Origin of the sequence: Prosthecobacter sp., from assembly GCF_014879935.1 — a bacterium.
Taxonomy (GTDB): Bacteria; Verrucomicrobiota; Verrucomicrobiia; order Verrucomicrobiales; family Verrucomicrobiaceae; genus Prosthecobacter.
This window is the reverse complement of record NZ_JACSRD010000108.1, coordinates 1-16978: the sequence shown is the minus strand read 5'-3', so window position 1 is coordinate 16978 and position 16978 is coordinate 1. Positions and strand designations below refer to the sequence as shown.

Annotated in this window: 10 protein-coding genes; 3 read left to right on the top strand and 7 right to left on the bottom strand. The window is 62.0% G+C overall.

The features are described from left to right. Positions 1 to 5 precede the first annotated feature (5 nt). The 3 genes from IAE77_RS07170 to IAE77_RS07160 form a co-directional block, all read right to left on the bottom strand. Positions 6 to 695, bottom strand: a complete 690-nt coding sequence (locus IAE77_RS07170; RefSeq protein ID WP_294223946.1) for a sigma-70 family RNA polymerase sigma factor — start codon at positions 693 to 695, stop codon at positions 6 to 8. Next, positions 692 to 2752 carry a serine/threonine-protein kinase gene (locus IAE77_RS07165; RefSeq protein ID WP_294223943.1) on the bottom strand — a complete coding sequence of 687 codons (2061 nt, stop codon included), beginning with the start codon at positions 2750 to 2752 and terminating at the stop codon, positions 692 to 694. Before IAE77_RS07165 ends, IAE77_RS07170 begins: the two co-directional genes overlap by 4 nt. Positions 2753 to 2828: 76 nt before the next feature. Continuing rightward, positions 2829 to 6290: a S8 family serine peptidase gene (locus IAE77_RS07160; protein ID WP_294223940.1), complete on the bottom strand. Its 3462-nt coding sequence runs from the start codon at positions 6288 to 6290 to the stop codon at positions 2829 to 2831. 110 nt (positions 6291 to 6400) lie between these two features. Here IAE77_RS07160 and IAE77_RS07155 point away from each other — a divergent pair, with 110 nt between their 5' ends. Continuing rightward, entirely contained in the window at positions 6401 to 7819 is a 1419-nt protein-coding gene (locus tag IAE77_RS07155) for a sulfatase (protein ID WP_294223937.1), read from the top strand. 56 nt (positions 7820 to 7875) lie between these two features. Here IAE77_RS07155 and IAE77_RS07150 read toward each other — a convergent pair whose 3' ends face one another. The 4 genes from IAE77_RS07150 to gltB all read right to left on the bottom strand — a co-directional run bounded on the left by IAE77_RS07150 (position 7876) and on the right by gltB (position 15291). Then, positions 7876 to 8118: a UPF0175 family protein gene (locus tag IAE77_RS07150; RefSeq protein ID WP_294223934.1), complete on the bottom strand. Its 243-nt coding sequence runs from the start codon at positions 8116 to 8118 to the stop codon at positions 7876 to 7878. Positions 8119 to 8185: 67 nt separating this feature from the next. After that, entirely contained in the window at positions 8186 to 9028 is an 843-nt protein-coding gene (locus tag IAE77_RS07145) for a DUF2330 domain-containing protein (RefSeq protein WP_294223931.1), read from the bottom strand. A 129-nt stretch (positions 9029 to 9157) separates the two neighbouring features. Beyond that, entirely contained in the window at positions 9158 to 10636 is a 1479-nt protein-coding gene (locus IAE77_RS07140) for a glutamate synthase subunit beta (RefSeq protein WP_294223928.1), read from the bottom strand. 68 nt (positions 10637 to 10704) lie between these two features. Further along, a complete protein-coding gene (gene gltB, locus IAE77_RS07135) occupies positions 10705 to 15291 on the bottom strand; it encodes a glutamate synthase large subunit (RefSeq protein ID WP_294223925.1) in 4587 nt (1528 codons plus the stop codon). Between the two features lie 159 nt (positions 15292 to 15450). On the opposite strand from gltB, the gene IAE77_RS07130 reads away from it, so the two are divergent. Together IAE77_RS07130 and IAE77_RS07125 are read left to right on the top strand one after the other, a co-directional pair. After that, positions 15451 to 16311: an MBL fold metallo-hydrolase gene (locus IAE77_RS07130; RefSeq protein WP_294223920.1), complete on the top strand. Its 861-nt coding sequence runs from the start codon at positions 15451 to 15453 to the stop codon at positions 16309 to 16311. Between the two features lie 5 nt (positions 16312 to 16316). Then, complete coding sequence (locus tag IAE77_RS07125) at positions 16317 to 16790, top strand: hypothetical protein (RefSeq protein WP_294223918.1); 474 nt, start codon at positions 16317 to 16319, stop codon at positions 16788 to 16790. Positions 16791 to 16978: the final 188 nt, after the last annotated feature.

Here is a 16978-nt window from a genome sequence, read left to right as displayed (position 1 = left end):
GTGAGTCAGCGCAATGCGGCCATCAATTCGCGGAGTTCCTGTTGCGCGTCCGCTCCGGGTGCCAGCGTGTCGGCGAGGGCTTGTTCGAGGATGCCACGCAGCCGTTTGCGCAGGCGTGAGACGTGGACGCGCACGGCGGTTTCTGAAAGGTTGAGCTGCCGGGCCGCTGCGCGGGTGTCCCCGTGTGTGGCGTCACCCGCCAGCCAGGGCTTCAAGACGACAAAGGCCTCGCCGCGTCCGTTAACCTGCATCTCGGCCTCCAATTGGTCGAGCGTGTGTTTCAGCAGCGCGCAGGCCCAGGCGCGATCAAACTCGGCGTCGGGCGCCAGACGGGCATCGGGCACTGCTCCGGCATCGTCGAGCGCCACTGGATCTGAGCGACCACCACGCATGTCCGCGAATTCCGAACGCTGGCGTTGAAGCCAAAAGTGCCGCGCGGCTCCGAACAGGTAGGAACGAAAGCGCCCTTTGACCTCATCCGCCGCATGCAGCGACGCGCCTGCGAGCAGATGGGCGAAAAAGGCATGGGTGGTGTCCCGGGCTTCGTCCTCTGACCTCAGCCAGCGCCGCATCTGGTGGTGAACCGGAGTGTAGTAGATCTCACAAAGCTCACGAAGAGCCGCGCGTGCCTGGGGTGTGTCGCCTTTCGCCTCCTGCACAAGCGACCAGCGGGTGTTGGCGGTGGAGGCGATCATGGCGCGGCGCGGACGGTGCGGATGATCTGGTTCAGCGCCTCTTTTCGTGACTGCGGCAGGGTTTCTGACGCCGCCAGGGCTCCAAGCGCGGTGAGATGCTCCGCGCCGGACCAGTTCTGCAGAAGAAGCAGGCCTTTTTTCCAAAGATAGTCATCACTCCGGAGACCCAGGAGCTTGATGACCTCGGTGGCGGCATGGGCTTGATCCGCCTTGTCTGGAACGGTGCCGTTCAAGCCCCAGAGACAGCGTCCCGCGATGTTGGTGGTGTCCGGATGATGGGCGAGTTCGAGGATGCGTTTCACCGCCGCGCGTGACTTGTTCGACTGGACGCTGAGCGCGTGGTAAAACGTGTTGTAGCCAAGGTTGGAGTTGCTGGCGCTGAAGTTGCCGTTCTTGTCCTCGCCCAGATGGGACCACTCGATGAGCCTCGCCTCAATCTCGGGAGAGACCTTGGAACCCCAGACGACGCCGAGAATCCTGCGGCTGTCGATGCCGGGATTGTTTCCCTGATCTCTCTGTGCGGCCGCCATGCCTCGCTCCAGAAGGCTGAGAACCGGGCCTGCGTATTCACCGGTAAAGTCGCCTTCGGCGACGGTTCGAATGCCGAAAAGGATCGAACCAATCTCCTCGTCGGTGCAGGCATGCATCAGTTTGAGCAGCCGGGGGCCGTCTGAAGCATCCGGGTTGCAGGTCATCAGCGCACCCATGGCTCCGATGCGCACCTCGGGAGACTCGGAAGCCAGATTCTGCCGCGCCAGTTCGCGGAAGGGCGCACGATCGAAATCGAGCTGGTGAAGGCCCTGGGTGGCCGCCAAAGCGGCCCGAAGCGTGGCTTCGTCGGTGGATTTCAATGCCTCACGAATCTCCTTCAGCACGCTCTCCTGCGCGGCCTTGGAGCCTGCCTTGCTGGCGCGGGCCACCCACTCGTTCGACTTGTCCCGCATGGATCTGTCCGCCTCCTGCCGCCGCTGCCATTCGGCTCGTGCCTGCTGGTTTTTGTCCACCACGGGCTTGGGAGCGGGCTTGTGGGAAAGAAGACCGAAAATGATCAAGACCGCCGGCGCGGCCAGCAGCAGGACGATGGCGGCCAGCAAGTAACGCACCCATTTCTGGTGCTGGGAATGCGGCGGGCGCGGTGTCCTGCCGCGCGCGGCGTCTTCGAGCCCGGATTTCATCTGTTCCGCCGTCTGGAATCGCTTGTCCTTCTGCTTCTCCAAGGTGCGCATCACGACTCCGTCGAGCCGTGCATCCACACCGCTGGCCTCGCTCGGTGCCGGAAAGCGGCCGAGCGGCAGCTCGCCCGTGAGCATCTCGTAAAGGACGACGCCGAGGCTGTAGATGTCGGCGCGATGATCGACTTCAGCGGGCTTTTCGACCTGTTCAGGAGCCATGTAGGCCAGGGTGCCAAGCTTGGCCCCGCTTTGCGTGAGGGTGAAGGGCAGGGCACTTTCATCGCGAAGTTTGGCGAGGCCGAAATCGACGAGTTTCACGCGGCCGTCGGTGTCGATGAGGATGTTCTCGGGTTTGATGTCGCGATGCAGGACATCGTGCTCGTGGGCATAGTGCAGCGCGTCACAGAGTGTGGGCACGATGGTCAGGGCCTCCCGTGCGGTGAGTCCGCCATGCTGCATGGCCTGGCGCAGGTTCACGCCCTCCACGTGCTCCATGAGGAGGTAGGGCATGGGCTTTTCGCCAAAATCATACACCTGCACGATGTGCGGATGGCTGAGGCGTGCGAGGGCGCGTGCCTCGCGGTTGAAGCGTTCCAGCCATTCCGGATCGCCCGCACGTTCGGCGGAAAGCACCTTGAGGGCGACGATGCGGCTCAAGTGCGGCTGCCGGGCTCGATAAACGCGGCCCATGCCGCCGCGGCCGATCATTTCCTCGATCACGAGCTGCGGAAACGCCGCCGCGAGTTCCTGCAGCTCAGGCTCCGGCAGGGGTGGAGCCGACTCAGCGCCGTGCATGGCCTGCTGGAGCAGGCAGGAAGGACAGATGCCTTGGGGCGCATCAGCCGGGAGAGGTTTTGAGCAGATCGGGCAGTTTGATGCATTCATGGCCACCTGTGCATGTGCGCCGGCCGGAAAAGTGTTTCACAAGTTTTCGAGACGAGCACCGGCAGCACAAGATTGGTCACGGAATCACGACCCGGTAGAAGCGGCGGGTCTTGTTCACCGCATTGAGATCGGTCCAGGTGGTGCTGGCTCCGGCGGCGGTGATGATGACGGGCGTCCATTTGATCAAATCGTCGCTGTACTCGATGCGGTAGTCATTGCCGGACACGGAGGGGAATTGAAGCGTGGTGCTGGTGTTTCGGCTGAGCACGAACTGCGGACGGCTGTTGACGTCGCTGTCGCTGGTGCCGAACCACGTTTCATCGTCGGCGTAGATTCCATCGCCATCGCTGTCCTGGGACATCGCCAGACGGTCCACGAAGCCGGAGTCGAGGCCGGAGGCGGTGAAGTCGTCTTTGATGTAGGCCCACTTCAGCGTGTGGGTGCCGGGTGGGATGAGGAATTTCTGGCGGCTCCAGCCGACTTCGCCGCTGATGGCGTCCTTTTCGACATCATCGATGTAGAACCGCAGGAAGTCGTAGTCCGCCTCGGAGGAGACTCCCCAGTAGAAGGTCAGCTTGCAGGGGCCGGTGACCTCCGTGGTCATGACGGTTTGCTGGAGGTTGCCGATCGGGCCGCTGCGGGCGGCGTCGTCGCCATCGCTGGTGTAAAGCTGCTGCGGCACCCACGAAAGGTCGCCCGAGGTGGTGATGGTCTGGGCAGGCGCGTCCAGAGCCTCGGCGAGACCTTCCGGGACGGTTCCGATGTGAAGAATGATTGTCTCGGTGCCTGTGCCGAAACTGTTGGTGGCGTGGATGATCACCGGATAGTCGCCTGTGGTGGCCACGCTGCCGTAGATCAGACCCGTGGATGGGTGAAGCGACAGGCCTGCCGGGAGGTTTTCGGCCGCGTAGCTGGCCGGGGCGTTGGAGGCCTCGATTTGATGGCGGAAATAGACGCCCAGGTAGGCCTCCACGGTGACCAGTTCCACCACCGGAGCGGTGTTGATCGGTGTGATGACGATCTCGTCGATCCAGCCTTTGTCCTGGCCCTTCACGGTGGCCTCGTCCTTCGAGTAGTAGATGTCCACGTTGTGCGGTCCATCGCCGAGATCGGTGGAGGAGAGTGTCCAGTCCGTCTCGCCGGTGATGTAGTCGCGGACATAACCGTCCACGGTGAGGACGAGGTAGTCGTAGTTCTTTTCGGAAGACACCTTCCACTGGAATTCCAGCCGCGCCGGGCCGTTCACGGTGAACTCAATGCCAGAGTACTCCTCGTCCTCGACAGCGGCCGTCTCGATCGCATCCACGCCATCGTGCGTGACGGCAGATTGCAAAATGGGATCGCCAAAGCCGAACGGGATGATCTTCGTCGTGGGCGGCTGCTCCACGGCGGTGGAGAGCGCCGGCGTGGCGGCGAGGATGTAAAAGTAGGCGAACTCTTCCGTGGTGCCGGTCGCGTTGGTGGCGCTTTGGTAGGCGTCGAAGAGCCCGGTCTCGGTCGGCGTGCCGGTGATCATTCCCGTGATGGGATTCAGGGTGAGACCTGCGGGCAGTCCAGGGTAAAAGTAGCGGCCGGCGTTGAAGCTGGTAGCGAAGTTCGAGGCGGTGATCTGATGCGTTAGCTCCCAGCCTTCACGGCCCACGATGATCCAGTTTGAGGTGATGACCGGCTTTGGCAGGGCTGGGCTGGTGGCGGTGCCTTGGAAGGTGATCGTCACGTCGTCCAAGGTGCCTGTGTAGTCGATCATGCGGTCAAAGACCTCCAGTTTCCACTCGCCCTCGGATCGCTCGCCCCAGTAATGGGTGGTCATGAACGTCCAGTCGAGGTTGGCGGAGGTGTCATTGAAGCGCGCCCGTGCCAGCCGCACTTTCACCCCGCTGGGAGAGGTCAGACGCCACTCCAGATTCCCCGCGTAGGGATGCGTGGCCTTCACTTTTACCAGGACGTGTTCCAGCCGCAGATTGTCAGCAGCCGGCACGGTGAAGGTGCGGGAAGTGCCGCTCACATCGGCGTCCGGGATCGGCTGGGCCAGGGCGGTCTGCGTGTAGCTCTTCGTCTCCAGCGGGGCCACGGGTGTCCAGCCCACCGCCATGCTGGTGGCGGCCTGCGCATTCACCAGACCGGCTCCGTAGCGGATGTTGAAGTGAAAACCCGCTCCATTGGTCACCCAGTCGCCGTCGAACGGGTCATTCTGCTTGGCGGTGCGCACGAGGATCTCCTGCACGTCGCGATATGTGAGATTCGGGTTTGCCTGGAGCATCAGCGCGATCACGCCCGCTGCGGCGGGCGTGGCTGACGAAGTGCCGCCAAAGGTGTTCGTGTAGTCGGTGTCGGTGAAGTCGGGGTGCTCCACTGTGCCGCCGTCTTCGTTGTAGCCGTCTGCACCGCTGCGGTCCGTGGTGGTCACCCCTTGTTTCCCGCCGTTTGAAGGAGCGCAGACCAGGATGTTCGCTCCGGGTTCGCTATACCAGGAGGCGCGGCCTTTGTCGTTGATCGCGGAGACGGCGATGGCCTGGGGCGTGTTTGCCCAGCCATCGTAGTTTGAATCATCGCCGCTGTAGTTACCGTTGCCGGCCGCCCACAGGAAAACGGTGCCTTTTCCACCGCGTCCAGTCGTTACCGCATCAAGGATGGCCGCATGGCTCAGGGGTCCGGGACCGTAGGCACCGAAGGCGCTGTCAAACGGGCCCCAACTGTTGCTCTTGAGGTCGATGATGTCTTTGGCGTGGGCGATCGCGTCCGCCTCGTCGGCATCCGTGGTGGGTGCCGCGATGAGCCGCAGACCCACCAGCGTCGCCTCAGGCGCGACGCCGCTGACGCCCAGGCCATTGTTCCCCCGTGCCGCCGCCACACCGGCGCAGGCGGTGCCGTGAAAGTCCTCCGCGCCTGGCGATGGGTCATCGTCCAGGTCATTGAAGTCGTAGTCGTTGAGGAGGTCGGCATTCGGGGCGAGGTCCGGATGCGCGACCTGCAGGCCGTCGTCCACGATCCCGATGCGAATGCCAGCGCCCTTGTAGCTGTCCCATGCGGAAACCACGTTCACGTCGATGCCTGTAGTCGCGCCGTTTTCGCCCGTGTTGCGCAGGTGCCACTGATAGCCGGCGTTCGCAGCGCTGTAGCCGAACAGAGGATCGTCCGGAATGAAACGGCGGGACCACTGCCGCGCCAGCAGCGGCTGGGCGGAGCGCACCACAGGCAGCTTTTGCAGCGCGGTGGCACCGTCGATCGCCGCATCAGGCCTTCCTGCGAAGTCCACCACGGCGTATTTGCCGCGATCAGAGACGCCGGCGACGCCCGCGAGGCCGCGCAAGGCGGTCGCGTTGCTGCCGGGTTTCAATTCGACCAGCACCCGCCGGGTCAGCCAGCGCCGGGTTCCTTCGTTCTTCGGCGCTCCCTTCTCGTACAGCACCCATTCGCCACGCTTGCCGGTTTGGGCCGCAGACCGCTCGAAACGCTTGCCCCCGATCGCGATCTGCTCCTGCGCCAGAGCGCAAAGGGGCAGGAAAAGGGCGGTCAAAATGACAAAACGCATGCGCATGGGAGACAATCGGGCCGGGATGATGCTCGGAATGTGTCGGCGATGCCACAGAAAAGCTGCTGGCGGGATTTTGGCGCTAAGAACGAGGATCGCCGCCCTGTTCACGGGCCATGAAACGACTCCTGCTGACCCTGGGCCTGCTTTTCACCAGCCTTCCCCTCACCGCCGCCGATGCGAAGAAGCCGAACGTGCTCTTCATCGCCATCGACGATCTGCGGGACTGGGTGGGCTATTTGAATCACAACACGCAGACCGTGACGCCGAACATCGACCGCCTCGCGAAGATGGGCACGGCGTTCACGCGCAGCTACTGCGCCGCGCCGGTGTGCAATCCATCGCGGGCGGCGCTGATGAGCGGCATGCGGCCGTCCACGACCGGGGTTTACGACAACAACAACGACTGGCGGCTCGCCATCCCGATGGACAAGCCGCTCACGACGGCCTTCCGCAACGGCGGCTACTTCGTCTGCGGCGCGGGCAAGATCTACCACGAGTCCTACAAGCGCCGCGAGGAGTGGGACGACTACATGGACAACGAAGGCGGCGGCAAGGCGGAGAAGAAGCTCTCGAAGAACGCGAAGGACGATGGCGTCGGCGGCATCAAATTCGCGCCGCTGGACTGCGAGGACAGCGATTTGCCGGACTACAAGATCACCGACTACGGCATCGAGCAGCTCGGCAAAGCGCATGACAGGCCCTTCTTCCTCGCCGTGGGCCTGCACAAGCCGCACATGCCCTGGAACGTGCCGCAGAAGTGGTATGACAAGTTCCCCGCTGCCGACATCAAGCTGCCGCCCTATAAAGAGGACGATCTGGCCGACATTCCGCCCGCAGGCGTGGCGATGGCGAAGCCGGGAGGCGACCACAAAGACATCCTCGACTCCGGTCGCTGGAAGGAGGCCATTCAGGGCTACCTCGCGGCGATCGCCTACACGGACATGAACATCGGCCGCCTGCTCGATGCCTACGACAAGTCACCGCACAAGGACAACACCCTCATCGTCTTCTGGTGCGACCACGGCTGGCATCTCGGTGAAAAGCATCACTGGCGGAAATTTGCCCTCTGGGAGGAGGCCACGCGTGCGCCGCTGCTGTGGGTCGTCCCCGGATTGACGAAGCCCGGCAGCATCTGCGAGCGCACGGTCGATTTCATGAGCATCTACCCCACGCTCATGGATGTGTGCGGCCTGCCACGGCCCGCGCACCTCGAAGGCCCGAGCATCAAGCCGCTCCTCGCCGATTCCACCGCCGCCTGGGACCAACCGGCGATGACGACTTTCAAGTTCAACAACCACGCCGTCCGAAACGAAGGCTGGCGCCACATCCGCTACGCCAACGGCGACGAGGAACTCTACAACGAAGCCACCGATCCCAACGAATGGACCAATTTGGCCAAAGACCCGCAATACAACGACACCAAGGCCCAATTAGCCGCCTTCATGCCCAAAACCAACCAACAGCCGGTCGGCGGCGGCGAGGAAAAGAAGGAGCAGAAGCGCGAGAAGAAGAAAAAGATGAAGGAGAAGTGATGGCAGCCTTCAAGGAAGCTCTCCCGCACGTTGATCAACGATCACAGTGATGACGATCACGCCTTGAGCAGTTTGTCAAAGACGGCCAAGTCGGCATCGAGATCAGTCGGCTTCAGGCCGTTGGCGATGCTTCGGGCATGCAATTCGGCTTCAAACGCCTCGGCCTCCATGCCAGCCAGTTTGGCCGCCAGTCCTCGTGAGACGCCTCGGGTCGAATACAGCGCACACGCGAGTTCCAGCCGCAGTTGATCCTCGCGAAACGCAGCGAGGGCGGGTTCGTCTGGGAGAGTCAAAATCATGGCCGAAGGCTAAAACATCTGACTTGGAGGCAAAACGAGAAAAAACTCTGCCCCGGCTCATGTGTCATCACCTTAGCGACTCCAAATGGATGTTCGGATCATCTTCCAGCCGAGTTACTTCGTGTCCCGAACTGTTGAAGGCTTTGGCGTGGTAGCGCGTGACGGTCGAATGCGGACCAGCCAACTCTTTCAATCTACGTTCGACCGGTGAGCCAGGCACGGCGGCTTCGCCAACCCTTCGAAATCGCCATTTTGCGAACTGATCGGAACTCAGACGCTTTTGGGAGAGCACATACAGATCCACATCAAAGACACCGCTGTGAGAGGAGAATTTGAGCGGCAGAGTGGCTTCGTTGCCTTGCCACGCCAGATGGACAGGAGGGATTTGAGCCGCTGTGCCTTCAGGCAGCTTTCTTATCTTCACACACACGAAGGCCCGACCGGGAATGAGGTAATGGCGCTGGCTTTGCTCAGGCACGGGTGAAAAGCCATTTTTGACGAGCCATGCGTTCAATGCCGCGCTGGCATTGTCCGAGCGAATCTCAATGACCTGAGTTGTGTAGTGCTCGGTGGACTGGGCTTGGTGAACGACAATGGCCTGCTGAGGCATTGGCAACGTCGAACATGATGGCAGGAAGCTGTAGAGGCTCGGGGTGACTTGAACACGGTCGGGCATGAGTTTGTAGAGCTGCGGAAAGAGATCAGCTGACTCTTCTTTCACGATCACTGGAACGCGTGGTGTGGGGATGACCCATGCCAGGCTGCGCGGGAGTTCGGGGCTCGAAATCCGCGTGCGCACCACGAGGTGGCTCAATCCATCCTCCTCGAACAACAGCGCCTCTTTGCGGTCCTCCTTCACGGGGTAAGGTGCATCGATCACATGGATGCAGGATATGCTGATGGGAAGCATCAGCAGGATGAAACGAAGAGCGTACCTTCTCATGGCCGCATGCTAGCGAAAGGCGCACGAGATTGTCATTCCAAAAGCAAAAGAGCGTCCCCGTTGCTGAGGACGCTCTCTGAATTGATAGCGGGTTGTTTACGGCAAGCTCGTCGCACCCATCAAGAAACGGTCGCATTCTCTAGCAGCTCCGCGGCCTTCGTTGAAGGCCCAGACGACGAGGGATTGACCACGGCGGCAGTCGCCGCAGGCGAAGACGCCGGGGATGCTGGTGGTGTATTTCTCGTGCTCGGCTTTGATGTTGCTGCGGGGGTCGGTTTCGAGCTTGAGGGCCTCGATGAGGGGCTGCTCAGGGCCGAGGAAGCCCATGGCGAGCAGGACGAGCTGCGCGGGGAGGACTTTTTCGGTGCCGGCGACCTTCTGCGGGCCGAAGTTGCCTTTGTCGTCCTTCTTCCACTCGACATCGACGACGTGGACGGCTTTCACGTTGCCGTTTTCATCGCCTTCGAAGTGGGTGGCGGTGGTGAGATAGACGCGGGGATCGTCGCCGAACTTGGCGGCGGCTTCTTCCTGGCCGTAGTCCATCTTGTAGGTCTTGGGCCATTCGGGCCACGGATTGTTCGCGGCGCGGGTCATGGGCGGTTTGGCCATGATTTCGAGCTGCGTGACGGTCGTGCAGCCGTGACGGACGCTGGTGCCGACGCAGTCGGTGCCGGTGTCGCCACCGCCGATGATGACGACGTCTTTTTTGTCGGCGGTGATGTATTCCTTGCCCGGATCGAGCACGGCCTTGGTATTCGCCGTGAGGAAGTCCATGGCGAAGTGGATGCCCTTCAATTCGCGGCCAGGGATCGGCAGATCACGCGGCTTGGTGGCTCCGGTGGCGACGATGATGGCGTCGAAGTCTTTGCGGAGCTGCTCGGCGGTGATGTCGGTGCCGACGTTGACGTTGCACTTGAAGGTGACGCCTTCGTCTTCGAGCAGCTTCACGCGGCGGAGGACGACGTCCTTCTTGTCGAGCTTCATGTTGGGGATGCCATACATGAGGAGGCCGCCGGGACGGTCGGCACGCTCGAAGACGGTGACGGTGTGGCCGGCTTTGTTGAGCTGCGCGGCGGCGCTGAGGCCGGCGGGGCCGGAGCCAATAACGGCGACTTTTTTGCCGGTGCGCTTTTCAGGCGGCTCGGGCTTCACCCAGCCTTCGTCCCAGCCTTTGTCGATGATGCTGACCTCGATGTTCTTGATCGTGACCGGCGGCTCGTGAATGCCGAGCACGCAGGAGCCTTCGCACGGGGCGGGGCAGACGCGGCCGGTGAACTCGGGGAAGTTGTTGGTCTTGTGGAGGCGGTCGAGGGCTTCCTTCCAGAGGCCGCGATAGACGAGATCATTCCACTCGGGGATGATGTTGTTGATCGGGCAGCCGGAGGCCATGCCGCTGATGAGCGTGCCGCTGTGGCAGAAGGGGATGCCGCAGTCCATGCAGCGGGCGCCCTGCTTTTTGAGGCGGTCTTCGGACAGGTGAAGATGAAATTCCTTCCAGTCCTTGATGCGCTCGAGCGGATCGCGGTCGGCGGGCAGTTCGCGGGTGAATTCGATGAAGCCGGTTGGTTTTCCCATGGTCTAAAAAATGATGCGTGAGGAGTGATGCGTGAGTCTGTCTCGGTGGTGCGTTTTCAGACCGGGAATTAACCTCCGCCGACGCGGGAGGCGTCCTTCGAGTTGGATTCAAAGGCGGCGATGAGAGCGTCGTCGCCGGTGAGGCCGTCGGCTTTGGCCTTGTCGAGGGCTTTGAGCACGCGGGCGTAGTCGCGCGGCAGGACTTTGACGAACTGCTTCACGCTCTGCTCCCACAGCGCGAGCACCTTGAAGGCCTTCTGGCTCTTCGTGGCCTCGGCGTGCTGCTTGATCAGCTCGTAGAGGCTGTCGATCTCGGCCTGGTCTTCGAGGGCGAAGAGGTCGCTCATGCTGGTGTTGCAGCGTGTTTTGAAGTCGCCCTTCTCATCGAGCACGTAGGCGATGCCGCCGGACATGCCCGCGGCGAAGTTGCGGCCCGTGGTGCCGAGCACGACGACGCGTCCGCCGGTCATGTATTCGCAGCCGTGGTCGCCCACGCCTTCGACGACGGCATCGACGCCGCTGTTGCGCACGGCGAAGCGTTCGCCCGCGACGCCGCGGAGGAAGAGCTGGCCGCCGGTGGCGCCGTAGAGCGCGGTGTTGCCCGCGATGATGTTTTCCTCGGCGGCAAAGGTGCTGCCTTCCGGCGGATAGACGATGATGCGGCCTCCGCTCATGCCCTTGCCGACGTAGTCATTGGCATCTCCGGAGATCTCGAGCGTGACGCCCTTCGGAATGAAGGCGCCGAAGCTCTGGCCCGCGCTGCCGTTGAACTTGAGGTGCACGGTGTCGTCCGGCAGGCCATGCCAATGCTTCTTGGTGATCTCGTTGCCGAGGATGGTGCCGACCGTGCGGTTGACGTTGCGGATCGGCAGCGTGGCGCTGACTTTTTCGCCCTTCTCGATGGCCGGTTTGCACAGGTCGAGCAGCGTCGTGATGTCGAGGCTCTTCTCGATGCCGTGATCCTGCTTCTCGGTGCAGAAGGTGCCGACTTCAGGGCCGACATTCGGACGGTAAAGCAGATTGCTGAGGTCAATGCCGCGCGCTTTCCAGTGATCGACGGCCTGACGAGGCTCGAGCACGTCCACGCGGCCGACCATCTCCTCCAGCTTTCTGAAACCGAGCTGCGCCATGAGCTCGCGCACTTCCTGGGCGATAAAGCGCATGAAGTTCGCCGCATGTTCCGGATCGCCGCTAAACTTCGCACGCAGCTGCGGGTCCTGTGTGGCAACGCCGACGGGGCAGGTATTCAAATGGCAGACGCGCATCATGATGCAGCCGAGCGTGACGAGCGGAGCGGTGGCAAAGCCGAACTCCTCCGCGCCGAGCAGCGCGGCGATGACGACATCGCGGCCGGTTTTCATCTGGCCATCGGCCTCGACGACGATCTTCGAGCGCAGGTTGTTCAGGAGCAAAGTCTGATGCGTTTCAGCGAGGCCGAGTTCCCACGGCAGGCCCGCGTGCTTCACGGAGGTCTGCGGCGAGGCGCCGGTGCCGCCATCGTAACCGGAGATGAGCACGACATCCGAGTGCGCCTTCGCCACGCCGGCAGCGATGGTGCCGACGCCGACTTCGGAGACGAGCTTCACGCTGATGCGGGCCTCGCGGTTCGCGTTCTTCAGGTCGTGGATGAGCTGGGCAAGGTCCTCGATGGAGTAGATGTCATGATGCGGAGGCGGCGAGATGAGGCCGACGCCCGGCGTGGAGCCGCGCACCTTGGCGATCCAGGGATACACCTTCGATCCAGGAAGCTGGCCGCCTTCACCGGGCTTCGCGCCCTGGGCCATCTTGATCTGGATTTCGCGTGCCTGGCTCAAATAGAGGCTCGTGACGCCAAAGCGACCCGATGCGACCTGCTTGATCGCCGAGTTCTTCGAATCGCCTTTTTCATTCGTCCAAGTGTAGCGGGCGGGGTCTTCGCCACCTTCACCGGTGTTCGATTTGCCGCCCACGCGGTTCATGGCGATGGCGAGCGCTTCATGCGCTTCGCTGGAGATGGAGCCGTAGCTCATCGCGCCCGTTTTGAAGCGCTTCATGATGCTTTCGACGCTCTCGACCTCTTCGATCGGCACCGGAGTCTGCGCCTTGAAGTCGAGCAGGCCACGCAGCGTGTAGAACTGCTTCACCTGCGTGTTCACCAGCGCGGTGTATTGCTTGAAGGTGTCGTAATTGCCCGTGCGCACCGCTTTTTGCAGCGTGTGGATCGTCAGCGGGTTGAAAAGGTGGGCTTCACCTTCCTTGCGCCACTGATAGTCACCGCCCACGTCGAGCGCATGCACCTGCGAGTCGCGATCCGGGAAGCCGCGCATGTGGCGCTGGATGGCTTCTTCGGCGATCACATTGATGTCGCTGCCTTCCACACGGGTGGCGGTCCAGGTGAAATACTTGTCCACCACGCTCTTGCTGAGGCCGACGGCTTCAAAGATCTGCGCACCGCGATAGCTCTGCATCGTGGAGATACCGATCTTCGACGCGACTTTGATGACGCCCTTCGTGGCGGCCTTGATGAAGTTATAAACCGCCTTCTTGTGGTCCACGTTCACGAGCAGACCCTGGCGGATCATGTCGTCGAGCGTTTCAAAGGCGAGGTAAGGATTGATCGCGCCGCAGCCGAAGCCGATCAGCGTGCAGAAGTGATGCACTTCACGCGGTTCACCGGACTCGAGCACGATGTCGCACTGCGTGCGGGTGCCCTTGCGGATCAAATGATGATGCAGACCGCCCACGGCCAGCAAAGCCGGGATCGGAGCCTTATCGGCCGAAACACCGCGATCCGTCAAAATGAGGATGTTGCGGCCCTGTTTGATCAAATCGTCCGCCTGGGCGCAAAGAGCGTCCATCGCGGCTTCGAGGCCCTTCGCGCCCTTTTTCGGGTCAAAGGTGATGTCGAGCGTCGCGGAGGCAAATTCGCCGCTGGCGATGCCTTTGAGCTTCGCGAGCTCCTCATTGCTGAGGATCGGCGTCTTCAGCTCGATCAAATGGCAGCTTTCCGGCTTCGGATCGAGCAGGTTGCCCTCGCGACCGATGGTCGTGACGGGCGACGTGACGATTTCCTCGCGGATGCAGTCAATCGGCGGGTTCGTCACCTGCGCGAAGAGCTGCTTGAAGTAGTCGTAAAGCAATTTGGCCTTGTTCGAGAGCACCGCGATCGGGATGTCCGTGCCCATCGAGCCAATCGCCTCCACGCCATCGCGTGCCATCGGCACCATCAGCATGCGGAGGTCTTCCCAGGTGTAACCAAAGGCCTGCTGGCGCTTCAGCATCGTCTCGTGGTCCGGCAGCGGCGCAGGAGCACCGTCAGCGATGTCGGCCAGCTTCACCAGGTTCTTGTCGAGCCACTCACGGTAAGGCTTCTCGGCGGCGATCTTCTCTTTGATCTCGTCGTCCGGCACGATGCGGCCTTCTTCCATGTTCACGATGAACATCTTGCCCGGCTGCAAACGGCCCTTGAGCTTCACATTCGCCGGATCGACCGGCAAAACGCCCGCTTCCGAGCCCATGATCACGAGATCATCATGCGTCACATAGTAGCGCGACGGACGCAGACCATTGCGATCCAGCGTCGCCCCCATCATCGTGCCATCGGTGAACGCCACGGATGCAGGGCCATCCCAAGGCTCCATCAGGCAGCTGTGGTATTCGTAGAAGGCCTTTTTCGACTCGCTCATCGACTCGTGGCCGCTCCACGGCTCCGGAATCATCATCATCATCGCGTGCGGCAACGAGCGACCGCTCAGCACGAGGAGTTCGAGGCAGTTGTCAAAGATCGTCGAGTCCGAGCCATCCACATTGATCACCGGCTTGATCTTCTGAATGTCATCGCCAAACAGCTCCGACGCGAACAGCGACTGACGCGCGAGCATCCAGTTGATGTTGCCACGCAGCGTGTTGATTTCGCCATTGTGCGCGATGTAGCGATACGGATGCGAGCGCTCCCAGTTCGGGAAGGTATTCGTCGAGAAACGGCTGTGCACCAGCGCCAGCGCCGACTCCATGTCCTCATCAGCCAGATCGAGGTAGTAACCACCGACCTGCATCGGCGTGAGCATGCCCTTATAAACCAGCGTGCGGCAGGAAAAGCTCGGCGCATACCACACCGGGTCCACTTTGGCGACACGGATGGCATTGTGAGCCACCTTGCGCAGCACATAGAGCTTCCGCTCAAAGGAAAGATCATCCAGCGCCGACGCATGACGCTTCACAAACACCTGGCGCACCAGCGGCTCGCTCGCCTTCGCCGACTTGCCCAGCGTGGAGTTATCCACCGGCAGCTCACGCCAGCCAAGGACCGGCATTCCTTCCGCCGCCGCCACTTTTTCAAAGGTTTCCTTCGTTTTGGCCCACGAATCGCCACCGCGAGTGGTGAACACATTCGCCACGCCATACTGACAGGCCGCCGGCAGGTCAAACCCCGCCGCTTTCGCCACCTTCACCAGGAACTTGTGCGGCACTTGCAGCAGGATGCCCGCCCCGTCCCCGGTATTCTCTTCCACGCAGGCTCCACGGTGGTCCAGATTTTCCAGAATCTGCAGCGCATCGGCCACGATCTTGTGAGATTTCTTCCCCTTCATATGGCAAACAAAGCCGACGCCACACGCGTCGTGCTCGAACTGCGGATCATAGAGGCCTTGTTTCGGGGGGAGTCCGTGATTTCTCATTTTTGGTACAAAAGGGGGGCGGGATTTAGGCCAGCCCGGGGGGTAAATCAACCAGCATTCTGCCTGCCAAGTTGCTGCTTCATTTTAACGTCTGGATCATCGAGAAAGCCGCTCGGCAGACATCTTGCATCGTCAGGCCCCAGCCGCTAAAACAGGACCATGGTGCGACTCACAATTCTCGGCAGCGGCAGTTCGGGGAACTGCGCCGTCATCTCGACGGAACACACCACGCTGCTGCTCGACGCCGGCCTCAGCGCGAAGCAGATCTGCCTGCGCCTGGAGGCCTGCGGTTTCGCGCTCGACCGGCTGGACGGCATCCTCCTGACGCACGAGCACCAGGACCACACGGGCGGCATCGAGGTGCTGAGCCGGAAGCGTTCCATCCCGCTGTTCTGCACCGCCCTGACCCAGGAGACTCTCGTCGGCAGCCTGGGCTTCAAAAAAGCCCCGCCGTGGCGCGTGATGAGCACCGGCGCGGCCTTCGACTTCCAGGATTTGCGCATCGAGTCCTTCCCGGTGCCACATGACGCGGTCGATCCGGTCGGCTTTGTCATCGCCGACGAGGACTCGCGGCTCGGGGTCCTGAGCGACGTCGGATTTGTCACCAATCTCATCAAGGACCGGCTCAAAAACTCCGACAGCCTCTTCATCGAGGCCAACTACGACACGCAACTGCTCGAGAACGATACGAAACGGCCCTGGAGCACGAAACAGCGCATCAGCTCGCGCCACGGCCATCTTTCGAACGAGCAGGCGGCCGAACTGGTGCGCGAAGTGGCGCATCCCGGACTCAGCCACGTCGTGTTGGGGCACTTGAGCGACGATTGCAACGATCCGGCGGTCGCCTGCCGCTATGTCCGCCAGGCCCTGGATTCGGCGGGAGCCCAGGAGGCCCGCGTCCTCTGCGCCGAGCGTCACAAGCCCACGCCCACCATCGAAGTCGTCCGCCGCCGGCGGGCCACGACGGTGAGTTTCTGTTTCGCTCCTGTCGAAGAAAACGGCCAGTTGGCCCTGCTCTGACGCCCATGGACAGACGCCGCATCCTTCGTCTTTCGCTTCAGGTCGTGCTGATCGTCGCGGTCATCAATGGCGCTTTCTATTTCCTGCGTTCACCGCAAACCCAGGTGCTGGCCGCGCAGATGGATTTCATCCAAGCGGTCGAAGAACGCGATTGGGACGAGGTGAAGGAGTTCCTGGCCGAGAACTACTCGGACGCCTACAGTCACACGCGCGAGACCGCGGTCGAGGACGCCAAAAAGTATCTCGGTGGCTTTTACACGCTGACCGTGATGAGTGAAGAGACCACCATCCGCGCCGCGAAAGGGCAGGGAATGGTCTCCACCAAAATCCGCCTGTCAGGCAACGGCATCGGCTACAGCCAGCTCGTGCTGGGTCACGTGAATCAACTGACCGAGCCGTGGATCTTCCACTGGAGCAATCCCGGGCCCTGGCCGTGGGGCTGGCGTGTGACCATGATTCACCACGACCAGATCCGCTGAGCGCGGTGCACACCGGGTGCCTCCGAGCCCGCAGTACTCCGCCAAACTTTACCCACGAGTCGGGTGATAACGGGATGATGTCGTTGATACCCTGGAATGAAAGAAGCGCGGCAGCGTCTTGGAGTGCGCCGGCCCTCCGGCGCTTTCGAGCGTCCTCGGGCCTGCGAAAAGCTCCAGAGGGCTGGAGC